Origin of the sequence: Nonomuraea sp. KM90 (assembly GCF_052246675.1) — a bacterium.
Classification (GTDB): Bacteria; Actinomycetota; Actinomycetes; order Streptosporangiales; family Streptosporangiaceae; genus Nonomuraea.
Window position 1 is genome coordinate 24,100 of record NZ_JBQQCB010000026.1, and the last position, 16,528, is coordinate 40,627.

A 16,528-nucleotide genomic window follows, 5' to 3' on the forward strand; every position below is an offset into this window, starting at 1 on the left:
ATGGCCGTATGACGGAACGTGTGGTCGGAATCGGCGCGGGCGCGAAAGAGCTGGCCACCGAGGACATGATTCTCAACATCGGCCCTCAGCACCCGTCCACGCACGGGGTGCTGCGGCTCCGGCTGACGCTCGACGGCGAGCGCATCGCCACCGCCGAGCCGATCATCGGCTACATGCACCGGGGCGCGGAGAAGCTGTTCGAGGTACGCGACTACCGTCAGATCATCATGCTGGCCAACCGGCACGACTGGCTGTCGGGCTTCGCCAACGAGCTCGGCGTGGTGCTCGCCGCCGAACGCCTGCTGGGCATGGAGCCGCCGGTCAGGGCCGTGTGGGCGCGCACGCTGCTGGCCGAGCTCAACCGGGTGCTCAACCACCTGATGTTCCTCGGCTCCTACCCTCTCGAGCTGGGCGCGATGACGCCGCTGTTCTACTCCTTCAACGAGCGCGAGCGCATCCAGGCCGTCATGGAGGAGATCTCCGGTGGGCGCATGCACTACATGTTCAACCGGGTCGGCGGGCTCAAGGAGGACCTGCCGCTCGGCTGGCTCGACCGGGTGGCCGAGGCCGTCGCGGAGACCCGGCGCCGCGTGCCCGACATCGAGAACCTCATCCTGCACAACGAGATCTTCGTCGCCCGGACCAAGGGGGTGGGGGTGCTGACGCGGGAGCAGATCATGCAGTACGGCGTCAGCGGCCCCGTCTCCCGCGCCTCCGGGGTGGACTTCGACCTGCGCCGCGACGAGCCGTACCTGGCCTATCCCGAGCTGCCGGTGAAGGTCGTCACGCGGAGCGGGGGCGACTGCCACGCCCGGTTCGAGGTCCTGCTCGAACAGCTCAAGGTCTCGCTCGACCTGGCCGAGGCGTGCGTCGAGCGGCTGCGCTCGCTGCCGCCCGGGCCGATCAACCAGCGGCTGCCGAAGGTGCTCAAGGTGCCGGAAGGGCACACGTACGCGTGGACGGAGAACCCGCTCGGCATCAACGGCTACTACCTGGTCTCCAAGGGGGACAAGACGCCGTGGCGGCTCAAGCTGCGCTCGGCCTCCTACAGCAACATCCAGGTGCTGCGCGAGATGCTGCCCGGTCACCTCGTGGCCGACATGGTGGCGATTCTCGGCTCCATGTTCTTCGTGGTGGGTGACATCGACAAGTGAAGGCCGCCGACGCCACCGACCGCGACAAATACGTCGACTGGCTGCGGGCGCTCAGCCTGATCGTCGTGGTGGTGTGGCACTGGGCGTTCACGATCCTGCAGTGGAAGCCGCACGGGCCCGAGCCCACCAGCCCGCTGGGCTTCACCTCGGGTCTGTGGATCCTCACCTGGCTGCTGCAGGTGCTGCCGCTGTTCTTCTACGTCGGCGGGCATGTCCACCTGCTGTCCTGGCGCCGGGCCCAGACGCGCGGCGTGGGCATCGGCTCGTTCGTCTGGCGGCGCATCCGCGCGCTCGCCTTACCGGCGCTGTTCCTGTCCGGGGTGTGGGTCGTCATCGGGGCGGTGGTGACGTACACGTTCGGGGTGGACTGGATGTGGCGGGTGGTGCTGCTGGTGCTCAGCCCGCTGTGGTTCCTCGGCGTCTACCTGGTGCTCATCGCGCTGCTGCCGGTGTCGCTCTGGCTGCACCGGCGCTACGACGTGCTGACCCTGATCTGGCTCGGCGGCGCGGCACTGGTGGTGGACGTGCTGCGCTTCCGGTACGGGATCGACGGGGTGGGCTGGCTCAACATGGTCATCGTCTGGGGGCTGGCGCACCAGGCCGGGTTCTTCTACGACCGGGTGGTGGTCCTGCCCAGGCGCTATGACGTGGCCCTGCTGTGGACGGGGCTGTTCGCGCTGTTCGGGCTGGTCTACTCGGGCATCTACCCCGGCTCGATGGTGGGCGTGCCGGGTGACAAGTGGTCGAACATGGCGCCGCCCACGTTCGTGATCGTGGCGCTGCTGCTGTTCCAGATCGGGCTGGTCGAGGTGCTGCGGCCGGCCATGGAACGCGTGCTGGAGCGCCCGGGCTGGCAGCGGGTCAACGACTTCATCAACCGGTACTCGCTGGCGCTGTTCCTGTTCCACACCACCGGGATGGCCATCTCGCTGGGGCTGTCGTGGTGGTTGTTCGGCAGCCTCGGCGACCGGATCCCGCCGGACGTGGTGTGGTGGCTGGAGCGGCCGATCGCCGTCCTCGGCCCCCTCATCTGCACGGCCCCGGTCATATACCTCTTCGGCCGCCGCCGCACCCCGGTCAGGCAAATGCAGGACAAGGGTGTCGGCGGGTCCATAAGCTCTGAGCATGGCTGACATCGCCTTCCGGGCCAACGCCGAAGACGAGCGGATCATCCGCGCCGCCCTGCGGGAAGGTGAGCGGCCCAGCGACGTCCTGCGCCGCGCATTGCGCCTGCTCCAACGCGAGATGTGGCGCGACCGGCTGACCACCGGCGCCCGCCCGGCCGTCGAAGGGCTGGGCGAGCACAACTAAGAGCTGTTTCTCAGTCCCGCTTCTGGTCGTCCGGCTCCTTGGGGACGCGGCAGGCGTGCTCCAGGTAGAGGGCGGCGCAGATCAGCACGACACAGGACACGAACGACGCCGTAGCGACGAAGAACTCGCCCCGTGGCGTGTCCCGCTCGAGGATCCGGACCGTGTAGAGGGCGAACCCGGCGAACACGCCGCCGAACACCGCCCCCGCGTACGCCGACGCCTTCGCCAGCGCCGCCAGCCGGGCCACGGCCAGCGGCTCCACCGGCTTGGTGCCCGGCTTCCGGTCGATCCTGGCCTTGGTCGCCCAGGCGGTGTAGCCCTCGCCCAAGGCCAGCAGCAGCACCGTGGGGATCGCGGTCCACGGCATGAGGGGCAGCTCGGAGTAGAACGGGCTGATCGCCGCCATCGTGAGCAGGGCCACGACGACGACGATGCCGACCAGGTGGCCGGGGTGGGTGGGCTTCAGCTTCAATCGGGCCTCTGCAGCTTCAGGTCTTCGCGCAGGCGTACACCTTGCCTGTCGACCCCCTCCAGCAGCTCCGCCACCCGGCCGTGGCCGGGCAACCGGCCCTCGGGGTCGGCCTTCGACCAGGGCACGAGCACGAACGCGCGCTCGTGTGCCCGCGGGTGCGGCAACGTGAGGTCGGGGTCGTGGCAGACGGTCTCGCCCACGACGATCAGGTCGAGGTCGAGCGTGCGCGGCCCCCAGCGCTCCGCGCGTACGCGGCCGAAGGCGTTCTCCACGCCCTGCGCCCGCTCCAGCAACGTGCGCGGCTCCAGCGTGGTCTCCGCGATCACGATCGCGTTGAGGTACGGGCGCTGCCCGCCGGGCCCCCCGACGGGGTCGGTCTCGTAGACGGGCGACGCCTTGACGAACTCCAGCCCGGGGGCGTCGAACAGCGTGTCCACGGCACCCTGCAACGTCTGGAACCGGTGTCCCAGGTTGCTGCCGAGAGAGAGCACGACCTTCATGCGCGGCTCCGCTCGATGGTCACGATCACGTCGTCGAACGGCAACGGGATCGGCGCCGCCGGTTTGTGCACGCTCACCTCGACCTTGTGCACCAGCTCGCTGGCCAGGCACACGTCGGCCAGGCGCTGCGCGAGCGTCTCGATCAGCTCGACCGGCTCGCCCGCCACCACCTCGACCAGCGCCTGCGCCAGCTCCCCGTAGTGGACGGTCTTGGTGAGGTCGTCGCCGGCCGCCGCCGGCGCGGTGTCGAGGAACAGCGTCGCGTCCACCACGAACTCCTGCCCGAGCTCCCGCTCGGCAGCGAGCACGCCGTGCCTCCCCCGGGCCCGCAGGCCCTTGAGAGCGATGCGATCAGCGCTCAAGCTCGCCTTCCTCCTCCTCGTCGTCGTCTCCCTGGAGCACCGGCGAACCGTGGTGCATCCACAGCCGCCAGCCCTGCGAGGTGCGGATGTAGACGTTGCTCGCCACCACCTTGCCCGCGGCGAAGCTGGCCTCACCCTCCTCCCCGGCGGTCAGGATGTTCTCCACGCAGGTGAGGACGGCGACGTCACCCAGCACGGTCGTGTTGACGTCGGTCAGCACGAACTGGATGTAGGTGGTGTTCGCCATGATCAGGGCCCATGACCGCAGCACCTCCGAGCGGCCCGTCAGCAGGGTCCAGCCCGGGTGCACGCAGCTCACCTGGTCGTCGGTGGAGTCCTCGGCCCAGATCTCGGTCATCTTGTCGAGATCGGCGCTCTCGATCGCGGCGTAGAACTCCTGGTTGACCGTCTCGATGGCGGCGGTGTCGACGCTCATGTGTTGGCTCCGGCTCTCTTCCATGCGGCGGCCACGCGCACGGCATCGGCATTGGGACCTACCTCGTGCACGCGTACGCACCAGGCGCCCGCGTCCGCGGCCAGCGCGGTCACGGCCAGCGTGGCGTCGTCGCTGCGACTGAACGGCCGGGGCGTGCCGTCGGGACCCGCCAGCAGCCGCCCCAGGAATCGCTTGCGCGACGCCCCGATGAGCAGCGGGTAGCCCAGCTCGGCCAGCCGCGGGATCCCGGCCAGCAGCGCCCAGTTGTGCTCGGCGTTCTTGGCGAAGCCGAGGCCCGGGTCGAGCACGATCTGCTCCTCCGTGACGCCCTCGGCCAGCACCAGATCGACGCGCTTGCTCAGCTCCTCGCGCACCTCCGTGACCACGTCGGTGTAGACGGCGCGGGTGTCCATGTCATGGCTGTGACCGCGCCAGTGCATCACCACGTAGGCGACTCCGGTCGCGGCCACCACGCGCGCCATCTCCGGGTCGGCCAGCCCGCCGCTCACGTCGTTGACGAGCTGCGCGCCCGCCTCGACCGCGGCCCTGGCCACCTCGGCCCGCATCGTGTCGACGCTGACCGGAACTCCCTCGGCGCGCAACGCCCTGATCACCGGGACGACCCTGGCCAGCTCTTCCTCCAGGGGCACCCGGGCGGCACCCGGGCGGGTGGACTCGCCACCCACATCGACGATGTCGGCGCCCTCCTGGACCAGGTCAAGGCCGTGCCGGATGGCGGCCGCCTCGTCGAACCACATGCCGCCGTCGGAGAACGAATCGGGCGTCACATTGATCACACCCATGACGAGGCACCGCTCCGCACCTCCCGGCACGCTGATGGGCACGCTAGTCATGGGCCAAGCCTAGGCGCTTCCCCACACCTGGTGACATCGTGGGTACCCCGTTCGGTCTTCAGCGGCCCAGGATGAGCGCCATGGCCTCGGATCGGGTGCTGTCACTGGTGCGGAAGCTGCCGCGGACGGCCGAGGTGACGGTCTTGGCGCCCGGCTTGCGCACGCCACGCATCGTCATGCACAGGTGCTCGGCCTCGACCACCACGATGACCCCGCGCGGCTCCAGCACCCGCATCAGCGAGTCGGCGATCTGGGAGGTCATGCGCTCCTGGACCTGGGGCCGGCGGGCGAACACGTCGACCAGGCGAGCCAGCTTCGACAGGCCCGTGACCTGGCCCTTCTCGTTGGGGATGTAGCCCACGTGGGCCAGCCCGTGGAACGGGACGAGGTGGTGCTCGCAGGTCGAGTAGACCTCGATGTCACGGACGAGCACCATCTCGTCGTGGTCGACGTCGAAGACCTTGTTGAGCACCTCTTCGGGCGTCTGGCCGAGCCCCGAATACTGCTCGGCCATGGCGCGGGCGACCCGGGACGGAGTCTCGAGCAGGCCGTCGCGATCGGGATCCTCGCCGATGGCGTAGAGGATCTCGCGAACGGCCTTCTCGATCCGCCCCAGGTCGACGTGGTCCTGCGTCACGCACTGTCCCCTGACGGCAGGGCGTCCTGGTGCCCCGTGGTGAGCGAGCCGTTGGCCGACTGCTCCTTCGGGGTCAGGATCGGCGGACGGTCGGAGGGGAGCCGCTTGCCGTAGCCCGCGTAGGACGGACGGTGCTCCTTCACCACCACCGGCGCGAAGATCTGCAGCACCATGTCGCGGGAGAGGGTCTCCTTCTCCATGAGCTGCAGGACCAGGTTGTCGAGCACGTCGCGGTATTCGACCAGGATGTCCCACGCCTGGTCGTGCGCCGTCTCGATCATCCGGCGGACCTCCTCGTCGATCGTGGAGGCGATCTTCTCGGAGTAGTCGCGCTCGTGGCCCATCTCGCGGCCCAGGAAGACCTCGGCCTGGCCGGTGCCGAACTTGCGGGCGCCGAGCTGCTCGCTCATGCCGTATTCGGTGACCATCCGGCGGGCGACGGCGGTGGCCTTCTCGATGTCGTTGGAGGCGCCGGTGGTGGGCTCGTGGAAGACGAGCTCCTCCGCCGCGCGGCCGCCGAGCAGCATCGCGAGCTGGTCCATCATCTCCGACCGGGTGGCCAGGAACTTGTCCTCCATCGGCAGCGTCATCGTGTAGCCGAGCGCGCGGCCGCGGGACAGGATCGTGATCTTGTGCACCGGGTCGGAGTTGGGCAGCGCGTGCGCCACCAGCGCGTGACCGCCCTCGTGGTAGGCGATCATCTTCTTTTCCTTGTCGGACATGACCCGCGTCTTGCGCTCGGGCCCTGCCATGACACGGTCGATCGACTCCTCGAGGACGTCCATCGAGATCAGCTTCTGGTCGGCCCGCGCGGTGAGCAGGGCCGCCTCGTTGATCACGTTGGCCAGGTCGGCGCCGGTGAACCCGGGGGTGCGGCGCGCGATGACGTCGAGGTCGACGTCGGGCGCGAACGGCTTGCCGCGGCCGTGGACCTTGAGGATGCCCTTGCGGCCCTCGAGGTCGGGGCGGTCGACGGTGACCTGCCGGTCGAACCGGCCGGGACGCAGCAGCGCCGGGTCGAGGATGTCGGGCCGGTTGGTGGCGGCGATGAGGATCACGCCACCCTTGACGTCGAAGCCGTCCATCTCGACGAGCAGCTGGTTGAGCGTCTGCTCGCGCTCGTCGTGACCGCCGCCCAGGCCGGCGCCGCGGTGGCGGCCGACGGCGTCGATCTCGTCGATGAAGATGATCGCCGGGGCGTTGGCCTTCGCCTGCTCGAACAGGTCGCGAACACGTGAGGCACCGACACCGACGAACATCTCGACGAAGTCGGAGCCGGAGATGGAGTAGAACGGCACACCGGCCTCGCCGGCGACGGCGCGGGCCAGCAGCGTCTTACCGGTGCCGGGCGGGCCGTACAGGAGCACGCCCTTGGGGATCTTGGCGCCGATCGCCTGGAACTTGGCCGGGGCCTGCAGGAACTCCTTGATCTCCTGGAGCTCCTCGATGGCCTCGTCGGCACCCGCGACGTCGGCGAACGTGGTCTTGGGGGTGTCCTTGGTGATGAGTTTGGCCTTCGACTTCCCGAAGTTCATCACCCGCGAGCCGCCGCCCTGCATCTGGTTCATGACGAACAGGAAGATCAGCACGATGATGACGATCGGCAGGAAGCTCACCAGGATGCTGACGAGGAAGTTTTCCTGCGGCACGTCGGTGGTGAAGCTCTTGGTCTTCTTCGCGGCGACCTGAGCTTCCAGCTCGTCGGTCAGCTTGGCGCCATAACCGGTGACCCAGTAGGACTGGATGAGTTTGGTCGGGGTGTCGCCCTGCTTGACCACGATCGGGCTGTTCAACGTCAGCTCGATGCGCTGGTCCTTGTCGACGATCTTGGCGTTGCTGACGTTTCCGGCGCGAATCTGCTGAAGAACCGTGGACGTGTCCGCCTGCTTGAAACTACCGCCGCCACTCCAGAGCTGGGTGACGAGCAGGAGCAGCACGACGATGCCCAGGATCCACAGCAGTGGCCCACGTGTAAATCGCTTGAGATCCATCCGATGCGGAACCCCTTGCGGGCCCGTCCCTTCCTGACCATGGCCTGGAACCCCGGGCATGCCCGGGGCCGCGGCATCCGACACCGCGACTTCTGACTACCCGAAGGGGACGCACGGTCACCCTTCCGGAGTCTGAAGGTACACCGGCAGAGCGCACGGAGGGACCCGCCGCTACACCGGCCTTGCCCTATCAACGTACGTCACGTTGCGCGATGTTCCCGGCCATGGCGGAGAGTGCTACTTATAAACGTGTGGTGCCAGAGTTCCGATGAACGGCAGGTTCCGGTATCTCTCGGCGTAGTCGAGCCCATAACCGATGACGAACTCGTTGGGAATGTCGAAGCCCACATATTTGACGTCGATCGGCACCTTCACGGCATCGGGTTTGCGCAGCGCGGCGCAGATCTCCAACGAGGCCGGATTGCGCGACTTCAGGTTTTCCAGCAGCCAGTGCAGGGTCAGGCCGGAGTCGATGATGTCCTCGACGATCAGCACATGACGGTTCAAGATGTCGGTGTCGAGGTCTTTCAGCACGCGCACGACGCCGGAGGACTTGGTGCCCGCACCGTACGACGACACCGCCATCCAGTCCATCTGCACCGGGACGTGCAACGCTCTGGCCAGGTCGGCCATCACCATGACGGCGCCCTTCAACACGCCCACGAGCAGGATGTCCTGACCCGCGTAATCCTCGTCGATCCGCCCGGCAAGCTCTTTGATCTTCGCCTGGAGCTCGTCCTCGGGAATGAGGACCTTTTCCAGGTCATTGCCCATGTCGGCAGCGTCCACCTGTGGTTCCTTACGGGATGGGACTGATGGCGAATATCAGGGTGCCATACCGCCGTGCGGCGGCCAGACCCCCGGGCAGGTCCACGGCCTTCTGCCCGCGCCACCGCGTGATCAGCCGGTCCACGGCGAGCACATGGGTGGCGGACAGGGCTCCGGACGGGGCGCCCGCGGCGAGTGCCGCCTTCCGCAACACCCTTCGCCTGACGGCATCGGGCAGCTTCTCCAACTCCGCCACCGCGAGCTTTATCGACACGCCGATATCGCTAAGAGCGCAATTCTGGTACGCCGTCTCGGCCCATTGATCGAGCGCGTCCGCGTCCTCGCGCGCCATCCCGGCAGTCCTGGCGAGCGCCTCGGCCACCCCCGGACCGAGCTCCGCCTCCAGCACGGGCAGCACCTTCCGGCGGACGCGGACCCTCGTGTAGCGGGGGTCCTCGTTGTGCGGGTCGTCCCAGGGGTCGAGACCCAGGGCCCGGCAGGCGGCGACGGTGGTGGATCTGGGGAGGTGGAGCAGGGGGCGGCGGTAACGGCCGGCCGTGGCGGCCATGCCGGACAGCGAACGGGGCCCGCTGCCCCTGGCCAGGCCCAGGAGGACCGTCTCGGCCTGGTCGTCCCTGGTGTGGCCGAGCAGCACGACCTCCGCTCCCAGGCGGTCGGCGGCCTCCGCCAGGGCCGCGTACCGGGCCTCCCTGGCCGCCGCCTCCGGGCCGCCCGCCGTGCCCACCGTCACGGTGAGCACCTCGGCCGGGGTCAGGCCCAGCCGGTCGCGGGCCAGGCCCGCCACCGTCCTGGCGCGCTCGGCGGAGCCGGGCTGGAGCTGGTGGTCGACGGTGAGCAGGCCGGCGCGCAGGTGCATGCGGGGCGCGACGAACGCGAGGGCGGCGGCCAGGGCCAGGGAGTCGGCTCCGCCGCTGCACGCGGCGAGGATCAGCGCGCCTTGCCGTACGTCGGCCAGCGCCTCACGCACTGCCCGGCGGACGTCGGCTACGGCTGGTTGTGGGCCCACGGCTGCCATTGTCCCGGCTCCCCACCCACCACCGCGCCACCCACCCGCCCTGGACGGCCGGTCACGGTGAAGGGGCGCCCACCGCCGCGGCGCTGCGCACGCGCGCCCGACCCGCCGATACGCCCCGCGCGGGCACCGTGAACGGGCGCCGGGCGCCGCCGCACCGCCACCCGCCGGTGCGGGGCGGCTTACGCGGCCCGGCCCGCCGATACGCCCGGCTGGGGCCGTGAACGGGCGCCGCGCTCCACCGCGCCGACCCTCCGACGCGGCGCGGCCTGCGCGGCGAGCGGTCGGGCGGGTCAGGCGGAGCGGTCGGCGGGCGATGGGTGGACGGGTCAGGCCGGGAGGGCCGGGGTGCCGATCACGCGGCTGATCCAGGCGTCGGGGTCGGCGATCTCCTGGGTCGTCGGGAGGGTCTCCGGGGACGTCCAGACCTTGTTGAAGCCGTCCATCCCCACCTGGCCGACCACCTTGCGGACGAAGGCCGAGCCCTCCGCGTACTGCTTCATCTTGACCTCGATCCCCAGCAGCCGCCGCACCGTGCGGTCCAGGCGGGAGCCGCCCTCGCGGCGCTGGGCGAACTTGGCGCGGATGTCGGCCACCGAGGGCACCACTGAGGGCCCCACCGCGTCCATGACGTAGTCTCCGTGGCCTTCCACGAGGGTCATCACGGCGGTCAGGCGGTCGAGGATCTCCTTCTGGCCGGGCGACTGGATGGCGTCGATCAGGTTGCCCTCCCCGCCGCGCACCACGTCGGCCACCGTGTCGGCGGCGTTGCGGAGGCGTTCGAGGAGTGTCGGCAGGTCGAGGTCGGAGGCGAGCAGGAACTCGGTCATCTGCGAGCGCACGTATTCGCGCAGCCAGGTCACCCCGGTGAACTGCACTCGGTGCGTCTCCTCGTGGAGGCAGACCCACAGGCGGAAGTCGTGCGGGTTGACGTTCATCTCACGCTCGGCGTGGACGATGTTGGGGGCGACGAGCGTCAGGCGGCCGGCGGCCTCCTGGCCCGTGGGGTCGGGCGGGAGGAACAGCTCGTACTGTCCGAGGACGCGCGAGGCGAGGAAGGCCAGCACGGCCCCGACCTCGACGCCCGTGATGCGGGAGCCGACGGCCGTGACGATGGCCGGCGGCGCGTTGGAGCCGTTGCTCATGCGCTGCGTCAGCGGTTCGAGCACCACGCGGAAGCCCTCGACGTTCGCCTTGATCCAGCCGGGCCGGTCCACGATGGTCGCGGGCTGCGGCGCGGTCTCTGTGTGGATCTTGGTGAACTCGCGCACGTGGCCCTCGGCCTCGCGTGACAGGGTGCGGAGCTCGGTGACGGCCTGCCTGGCCTCCTCCCGGCTCACCTGAGGACCGGGGCGCACCAGGCGCGTGCCGGTCGTGACGGCCAGATCCCAGTCGATCACCTGCATAACGTCCACCGTACGTGGTTCTCCTCGACGCTGCGAAGGACCGCCGTCACGAACGTGCGACGGTCGCCGCCAGCCGGTCGAGCACGGGCTCGGCGTTCACCGGCACCTGGTCGGCCATGAACGCGAACGTGACCAGCCGCCCGTCCTTGGTCGTCGCCATCCCCGCCAGCGTGTTGATGTTGTTGAGCGTGCCGGTCTTGGCGCGTACGAGGCCCACCTGCCCCTTGCTGTCCTTCCCCGTGAACCGGCGGCCGTTGCCCAGCGTGCCGGTGAAGCCCGCGATCGGCATGCCCGAGGCGATGGCGTGCAGGTCGGGGTGGCTCGCGGAGCCGGCCAGGGCGAGGGCCTTGGCCAGGGCGTTCGGGCTGATGCGGTTGCGGATGGACAGGCCGCTGCCGTCGTCGAGGGAGACGTTCTGGGCCACGCCGAGGCGCTGGAGCACGGCGACCACGGCCTTGGCGCCGCCCGCGAAGGACGCCGGCTGGCCCTCCTTGAGCGCGACGTGCCGCATCAGGGCCTCGGCGAGGTCGTTGTCGCTGCGGGTGAGGGTGTGCTCGACGAGGGAGTAGAGGGGGGCCGAGTCCACCTTGCCCAGTTCGGGGGCGTTGGCCGGGGCCTTGGCCGGGCGTACGGACTTCGCGACCGAGATGCCCTGCTTGGTGAGGAGCTTGGCGAAGGCGGCGGCGGCGTATTGGGGCGGGTTGGGCACGCGCGGGCTGCGGAAGCGGGGGTCCTGGCGGCCCTCGTCCATGGTGAGGGCGTAGACGGGGGCCACCTCGCCGTCGGGGATGTAGTTGGGCTTCCAGCCGGGGGCCTTCGGGGTGCCGGTGAACAGGGTGGTGTCGTACGACAGGGTGACCTTGCGGATGCCCTGGGACTTGAGGGTGGCGGCGGTACGGGCGGCGAGGGTCGCCAGGCCGGCCTGCTTCGGGTAGGTCGGCTTGGCCGAGGGGCCGGCGAGGAGGGGGTCGCCGCCGCCGACGAGGACGACGGTGCCCGGCTTGGGGCCCTGGACGGCCCTGGTGGACAGGCGGGTGTCGGGGCCGAGGGAGGCCAGGGCGGCGGCGCAGGTGACGATCTTGGTGGTGGAGGCCGGGGTGACCGCCATGTCGGGGTTGGCGGCGAAGAGCTGCTCGCCGGTCACCGTGTCGATGACGACCGCACCCACCCGGCCGCCGAGCGCTTTGTCACCCAGGGCGCTGGTGAGCTGCCGCGTCAAAGTACCCTTAGTCGGGAGAGGTCCGTCTCCTGACCTCGCCGACAGCTGGGCCAGCACAGGCCCGGAGGTGACCACGGGGACGGGGGGAGTGCCTTCCGCCGGTGACGCCGTCGGCTTGGTCGGTGAAGACCCGCTCGTCAGCGCGCCAAGGCTGAACTCGGTGGTCATCGCGTAAACGCCGGTGACGATCGTCAGGGCCTGGAGCACGGCGAGAGTGGTCAGCATCACCCACCGGTCGCGCCGCGCCACGTCGCCTGCCCTCTCTCCTGTGTTCGCTTACGAGACATTAACGCCCAGCCGGGGGTGCCCGGGGGCCTGAGCGGAGGAACCGCGGTGGAGTTCGACGTTGTCGTTGAGATTCCCAAGGGGCAACGGAACAAGTACGAAGTGGACCACGAGACCGGGAAGATCAGGCTGGACCGGCTCCTGTTCACCTCCACGCAGTACCCCGCCGACTACGGCTTCATCGAGCACACCCTCGGTGAGGACGGCGACCCGCTGGACGCGCTGGTGCTGCTGCAGGAGCCGACGTTCCCCGGCTGCTACATCACGTGCCGGGCGGTGGGGATGTTCCGCATGACCGACGAGAAGGGCGGTGACGACAAGGTGCTCTGCGTGCCGTCCACCGACCCCCGGATGCATCACATCCAGGACATCCATCACGTGTCGGAGTTCGACCGCCTGGAGATCCAGCACTTCTTCGAGGTCTACAAGGACCTCGAGCCCGGCAAGTCCGTCGAGGGCGCCAACTGGGTCGGCCGCATCGAGGCCGAGGCCGAGATCGAGCGCTCGTTCCGGCGGGCCAAGGAGGAGGGGCACCACTAGAGCCCCCTCAGCGGGGCCTGGTGGCGCCCACCAGGTCCCCGCGCCAGATCGAGGCGACCCGCACCACGTCGCCGGTCTGCGGAGCGTGCACCATCTGGTCGTGCCCGACGTAGATCCCGACGTGGTGGATGGTCGATGGGTCGCCGGTGTGGGCGAAGAAGAGCAGGTCGCCGCGGCGCAGCTGGTCCAGCGGCACGTGCGGGCCGGAGGTCCATTGCGTGCCGGTCCAGTGGTCCAGCCGCACGCCCGCCTTCTCCCATGCCCGCATCGACAGGCCCGAGCAGTCGTAGGTCTCCGGGCCGTCGGCCGCCCACACGTACGGCTTGCCGAGCTGGGTGAGCGCCCAGTTCGCGGCCGCGTCGCCCATGGTCGACCCGCCGGCCACCAGCCCGGCCAGGGCCGCCGCGCGCCGCCTGGCCAGCAGCTCCGCGCGGCTGCGGGCGGCGTCCACCTGGCGCTGCAGGCTCTCCTTGCGCGCCGTGAGCTCCTTGGTGTCACGCCGCTGCGCGGCCACCGCGGTCTCGGCGGCGATCTTGGCCTGCCGGGCGCGCTCGGCGGCCGCCTGCCGAGCCGCGTACGCGCCCTCGGCCTGGGCCCGCAGGATCGCCGCGACCTCCTGGGCGTCGCGCATCCGGCCCAGGATCGCGGACCGCTCACCCCTGAGGTGGCCGAGCACGCCCGCCCGGTGCAGGAACCCGTCCGTGCCGCCCTGGTCGAGGAGCATGCCCACGACCGGCTTCATCAGCCCCAGCCCGCCGTAGCTCTCCGCCGCCAGCAGGGCCACGTCCCGACGGGCCAGCTCCACCTCGGCGTCGGCCGCCGTCAGGCGCGCCCTGGCCTGCGCGTACGCCTGCTCGGCCTGCCGGAGCCGGACGACCTCCCCGTTGTACGCCTCGACCAGCCGCTCCACCTGGGCGGCCAGCTCGTCCAGCCGAGACTGCGCGGTGACCAGCTCGGCGGTCGTCCGGCTGAGGTCCTGGGACCGGTCGCGGACGGCCTGCCGGGCCTTCTTGACGTCGCGCGAGGAGGGGCCGGGCTCGGCCTCGACGGGCGGGCACAGGGCGACCAGCAGGCAGCCCGCGAGGAGCCCGGCCCGAAATGCGCGCATAGGTCCCCCTGACCACGGATGGTTACTCTATGCACACAGTTCCCGGCCATTCACTCACGTAACGTAAAGACTCCTCACGTCAGCTCGTCGTCTCCGACGGGGTGACCGAGGGCTCCTCGGTGGGCGTGGGGGTGGCCGTCTCCGTCGGCGTGGCGGTCGGGGTCGGGGTCTGGGTGGGAGTCGGGGTGGGGGTGGGCGTCGGGGTCGGGCAGGGCGTCCGCGTGCCGGGGCCGGACGGTTGCGGCTCCTCGGGCGCGTCGGTCGGCGGGGCCTTCGTCGGGGGCTCCTCCGGCGGCCGGCTCGGCTCGGGCCCGGGATCGGAGCCTGGGTCGGGCTCGCCCGGAGGTGACGACGGGGGCGGGCCGCTGGTGGGCGAGGACTGGACGTACGACGGCACCGCGGCCGGCGGCCCTGGCGTCGGCGACCCGGTCACCCCGAGGGGCTGCGTCGAGGTGCTGTCGAGGATGGGCACCACGGTCAGCGGCGCGTCCTGGGGATCGGCCTGCCAGGGCAATCGGATCCCGGGCGGCTCGCCCGTCGCCGGGAACGCGGCCGTCGCGACACCTGTCACCCCACCGTTCTCCCTCCCGATCTGATCGAAGATCACCGCTATCGCCACCACGGCCGCGACCGCCGCCAGCGCGCCCGCCAGCGCCTGAGGCCACTTCCGGCCCTGCCTGCCCGCGGAAACGGGAAACCCGGCGGCGCCCAGCACACCGCTGCGCCTGGCGACATACCGGCGGTAGGGCAGCAGCTCGGGATCGACGAAGCAGCTCATCACCCTGATGCGCAGCGAGTCGGGCAGGACGGCCCCGGGCAGCAGCTCGTAGACCTTGGCCGCCGAGATCTCGCGCGCGCGGTGCGGCGCGCAGACCTCGCAGCGCGGAAGGTGCCTGACGAGGTGCTCGCGCATCTCCTGGGTCAGCTCGCCGGAGAACCCGGCCAGGATGCGGGCGCGCCGCGGGCAGTCGTACGGGCCCTTCCTGGCCAGGATCTCGGCGGTGATCGCGTCGCGCAGGCGCTCGCGGGCCTCCGCCAGGAGCAGCTCCACCTGGCGCGGCGGCAGGCCGAGCACCTGGGACAGCTCGGCGGCGGGCAGCTCGTGCCGGTGGACGAGCTCCAGCGCCTCCCGTTCGGCCAGGGGCAGGCTCTGCACGGCGTTCCACGCCATGACGCGCAGGTCGGCGTCGGCCGGATCATCCAGTGGGGGCGCCTCGGCCAGCGCCTCCGCCGCGCCGGGCGGCGCGGCGGCCCTGCGGCGCAGGCACTCGACGCGGGCCAGCGCGTAGAGCCAGGCGGCCAGCCGGTCGGGGTCGGCCAGGGCACCGGCGTGCGCCTCGGCGGCGATCAGCGTGTCGCGGAGCGCCACCTGGGCGCTGTCGGCGCTCAGGAGCAGGGACCAGCAGTAGCGGTAGACGCTCTCCGCGTACGCGTCATAGAGCGCGGTCAGTGCTCCTGGATCACGGGCGCGGAGTGCTTCGACCAGGACGCGGTCATTCATGTAACCGAAGGTAATGGATCGGTAACTAGTAGTTCTACCGGTTCCACGCCGATGGCATCGCTTGTCGGGCAGGACGCCCGAATTCCGTGCTGATAATTCGGGCTATCGCGCTATAAAAGCGATTTACTGCTTGTGCTCGGAAACTACCTGTGTGCTCCGGTCCACCACGAACGGCTCGCTCGTCGGCTTGACCGTGTGCATGGGCACGGCCCCGGAAAGGGCCAGGTCCTCGTACGGGCGGCCGGTGGATCCCCAGGTCCTGGCGGCGATCTCGGTCTTGGCCACCTCGGTGCCCTTCGGCAGGCCGGTCACGGTGAGAATGAAGCGCGGCGGGCTGCCGGCCTCCACCTCGTCCACGAACGTGCTGCCGCCACCGAGCAGTTTGCCCGACTTGTCGCGCAGCAACGCGTTCACAACGAGCGTGGTCGCCGAGATTTTATAAGGATTTCCGACATATCCCGTAATAAGGTATGAGCCATCTTTCTGGCGCATAGTCTGAACACGCGAGATCGGGAACCGCTGGAAGGCCGAGGCGATCCGCGCCGCCGGCCGCCACTGCGCGGGGCGGTACTGGATCGTCACCTTGGCCGGCTTCTGCGTGGCGCTGGCCTGGCCGGTGAAGGCCAGCGACCCGCCCGGCGGCACGGCGTCGAGCGGCTGGTCCATCTTGAGCACCTCGGCGCCCTTGGCGTCGTGCCCGACGATCGTGGCCACCACGTGCTCGCCGAAATGCCACGGATTGGCGTTGCTGAGCACGCCCGCCCAGTTGACGGCGTACCCGTCGGCGGACTTCACGATATTCGAGACCTGCTCCTTGAGAGCGAGCGGCTTGAGCTGTTGTACGGGCTGTTCCTCACTCGCGCACCCGGAGAGGCAGAACGCCCCGAGTGCGAGGAGGCTGACGGTTCGGCTACGCGGGATCACTTTGCCGTGATAACCCGAGCATGGGTA

Annotated in this window: 18 protein-coding genes; 4 read left to right on the top strand and 14 right to left on the bottom strand. The window is 70.2% G+C overall.

What is annotated here, in order from left to right; all coding sequences use genetic code 11:
* Positions 1-8: 8 nt before the first annotated feature.
* The 3 genes from ACTWPW_RS25655 to ACTWPW_RS25665 are packed head-to-tail and all read left to right on the top strand — an operon-like array spanning position 9 to position 2,465.
* Positions 9-1,154, top strand: coding sequence for an NADH-quinone oxidoreductase subunit D (locus ACTWPW_RS25655; RefSeq protein WP_364115759.1), 1,146 nt, complete (start codon positions 9-11; stop codon positions 1,152-1,154).
* The gene (locus ACTWPW_RS25660; RefSeq protein WP_443170129.1) at positions 1,151-2,287 is read left to right on the top strand and encodes an acyltransferase family protein; all 1,137 of its coding nucleotides are present in this window, start codon (positions 1,151-1,153) and stop codon (positions 2,285-2,287) included. Before ACTWPW_RS25655 ends, ACTWPW_RS25660 begins: the two co-directional genes overlap by 4 nt.
* Positions 2,280-2,465, top strand: a complete 186-nt coding sequence (locus ACTWPW_RS25665; RefSeq protein ID WP_375110671.1) for a hypothetical protein — start codon at positions 2,280-2,282, stop codon at positions 2,463-2,465. The genes ACTWPW_RS25660 and ACTWPW_RS25665 overlap by 8 nt, the downstream gene beginning before the upstream one ends.
* Positions 2,466-2,475: 10 nt before the next feature.
* On the opposite strand, the gene ACTWPW_RS25670 is transcribed toward ACTWPW_RS25665, so the two are convergent.
* The 11 genes from ACTWPW_RS25670 to dacB form a co-directional block, all read right to left on the bottom strand.
* Entirely contained in the window at positions 2,476-2,937 is a 462-nt protein-coding gene (locus ACTWPW_RS25670; RefSeq protein ID WP_375110670.1) for a DUF3180 domain-containing protein, read from the bottom strand.
* Entirely contained in the window at positions 2,934-3,437 is a 504-nt protein-coding gene (gene folK, locus ACTWPW_RS25675) for a 2-amino-4-hydroxy-6-hydroxymethyldihydropteridine diphosphokinase (RefSeq protein WP_375110669.1), read from the bottom strand. The genes ACTWPW_RS25670 and folK overlap by 4 nt, the downstream gene beginning before the upstream one ends.
* A complete protein-coding gene (gene folB, locus ACTWPW_RS25680) occupies positions 3,434-3,799 on the bottom strand; it encodes a dihydroneopterin aldolase (RefSeq protein WP_443170130.1) in 366 nt (121 codons plus the stop codon). The genes folK and folB overlap by 4 nt, the downstream gene beginning before the upstream one ends.
* The gene (locus tag ACTWPW_RS25685) at positions 3,789-4,235 is read right to left on the bottom strand and encodes a nuclear transport factor 2 family protein (RefSeq protein WP_364115776.1); all 447 of its coding nucleotides are present in this window, start codon (positions 4,233-4,235) and stop codon (positions 3,789-3,791) included. Before ACTWPW_RS25685 ends, folB begins: the two co-directional genes overlap by 11 nt.
* Positions 4,232-5,089: a dihydropteroate synthase gene (folP, locus tag ACTWPW_RS25690; protein ID WP_443170131.1), complete on the bottom strand. Its 858-nt coding sequence runs from the start codon at positions 5,087-5,089 to the stop codon at positions 4,232-4,234. The genes ACTWPW_RS25685 and folP overlap by 4 nt, the downstream gene beginning before the upstream one ends.
* A 58-nt stretch (positions 5,090-5,147) precedes the next feature.
* The gene (gene folE / locus ACTWPW_RS25695; RefSeq protein ID WP_364115779.1) at positions 5,148-5,726 is read right to left on the bottom strand and encodes a GTP cyclohydrolase I FolE; all 579 of its coding nucleotides are present in this window, start codon (positions 5,724-5,726) and stop codon (positions 5,148-5,150) included.
* Positions 5,723-7,717 (bottom strand): ATP-dependent zinc metalloprotease FtsH, encoded by a 1,995-nt coding sequence (gene ftsH / locus ACTWPW_RS25700; RefSeq protein WP_364115782.1) that lies wholly within the window; start codon positions 7,715-7,717, stop codon positions 5,723-5,725. The genes folE and ftsH overlap by 4 nt, the downstream gene beginning before the upstream one ends.
* A 237-nt stretch (positions 7,718-7,954) precedes the next feature.
* Positions 7,955-8,506 (bottom strand): hypoxanthine phosphoribosyltransferase, encoded by a 552-nt coding sequence (gene hpt / locus ACTWPW_RS25705; RefSeq protein WP_375110667.1) that lies wholly within the window; start codon positions 8,504-8,506, stop codon positions 7,955-7,957.
* 10 nt (positions 8,507-8,516) lie between these two features.
* Positions 8,517-9,521, bottom strand: coding sequence for a tRNA lysidine(34) synthetase TilS (gene tilS / locus ACTWPW_RS25710; RefSeq protein ID WP_443170132.1), 1,005 nt, complete (start codon positions 9,519-9,521; stop codon positions 8,517-8,519).
* A gap of 326 nt (positions 9,522-9,847) precedes the next feature.
* A complete protein-coding gene (locus tag ACTWPW_RS25715; RefSeq protein WP_375110942.1) occupies positions 9,848-10,924 on the bottom strand; it encodes a zinc-dependent metalloprotease in 1,077 nt (358 codons plus the stop codon).
* A gap of 46 nt (positions 10,925-10,970) precedes the next feature.
* Positions 10,971-12,392: a D-alanyl-D-alanine carboxypeptidase/D-alanyl-D-alanine endopeptidase gene (gene dacB, locus ACTWPW_RS25720; RefSeq protein ID WP_443170133.1), complete on the bottom strand. Its 1,422-nt coding sequence runs from the start codon at positions 12,390-12,392 to the stop codon at positions 10,971-10,973.
* A gap of 84 nt (positions 12,393-12,476) precedes the next feature.
* Here dacB and ACTWPW_RS25725 point away from each other — a divergent pair, with 84 nt between their 5' ends.
* Positions 12,477-12,968 (top strand): inorganic diphosphatase, encoded by a 492-nt coding sequence (locus ACTWPW_RS25725; RefSeq protein WP_106243463.1) that lies wholly within the window; start codon positions 12,477-12,479, stop codon positions 12,966-12,968.
* Between the two features lie 7 nt (positions 12,969-12,975).
* Here ACTWPW_RS25725 and ACTWPW_RS25730 read toward each other — a convergent pair whose 3' ends face one another.
* From ACTWPW_RS25730 to ACTWPW_RS25740, 3 genes are all read right to left on the bottom strand, one after another.
* Positions 12,976-14,076, bottom strand: a complete 1,101-nt coding sequence (locus tag ACTWPW_RS25730) for an NlpC/P60 family protein (protein WP_443170134.1) — start codon at positions 14,074-14,076, stop codon at positions 12,976-12,978.
* A 79-nt stretch (positions 14,077-14,155) separates the two neighbouring features.
* A complete protein-coding gene (locus ACTWPW_RS25735; protein WP_443170135.1) occupies positions 14,156-15,577 on the bottom strand; it encodes an RNA polymerase sigma factor in 1,422 nt (473 codons plus the stop codon).
* Positions 15,578-15,700: 123 nt separating this feature from the next.
* Positions 15,701-16,501 carry a hypothetical protein gene (locus ACTWPW_RS25740; RefSeq protein ID WP_375110662.1) on the bottom strand — a complete coding sequence of 267 codons (801 nt, stop codon included), beginning with the start codon at positions 16,499-16,501 and terminating at the stop codon, positions 15,701-15,703.
* Between the last annotated feature and the right edge of the window lie 27 nt (positions 16,502-16,528).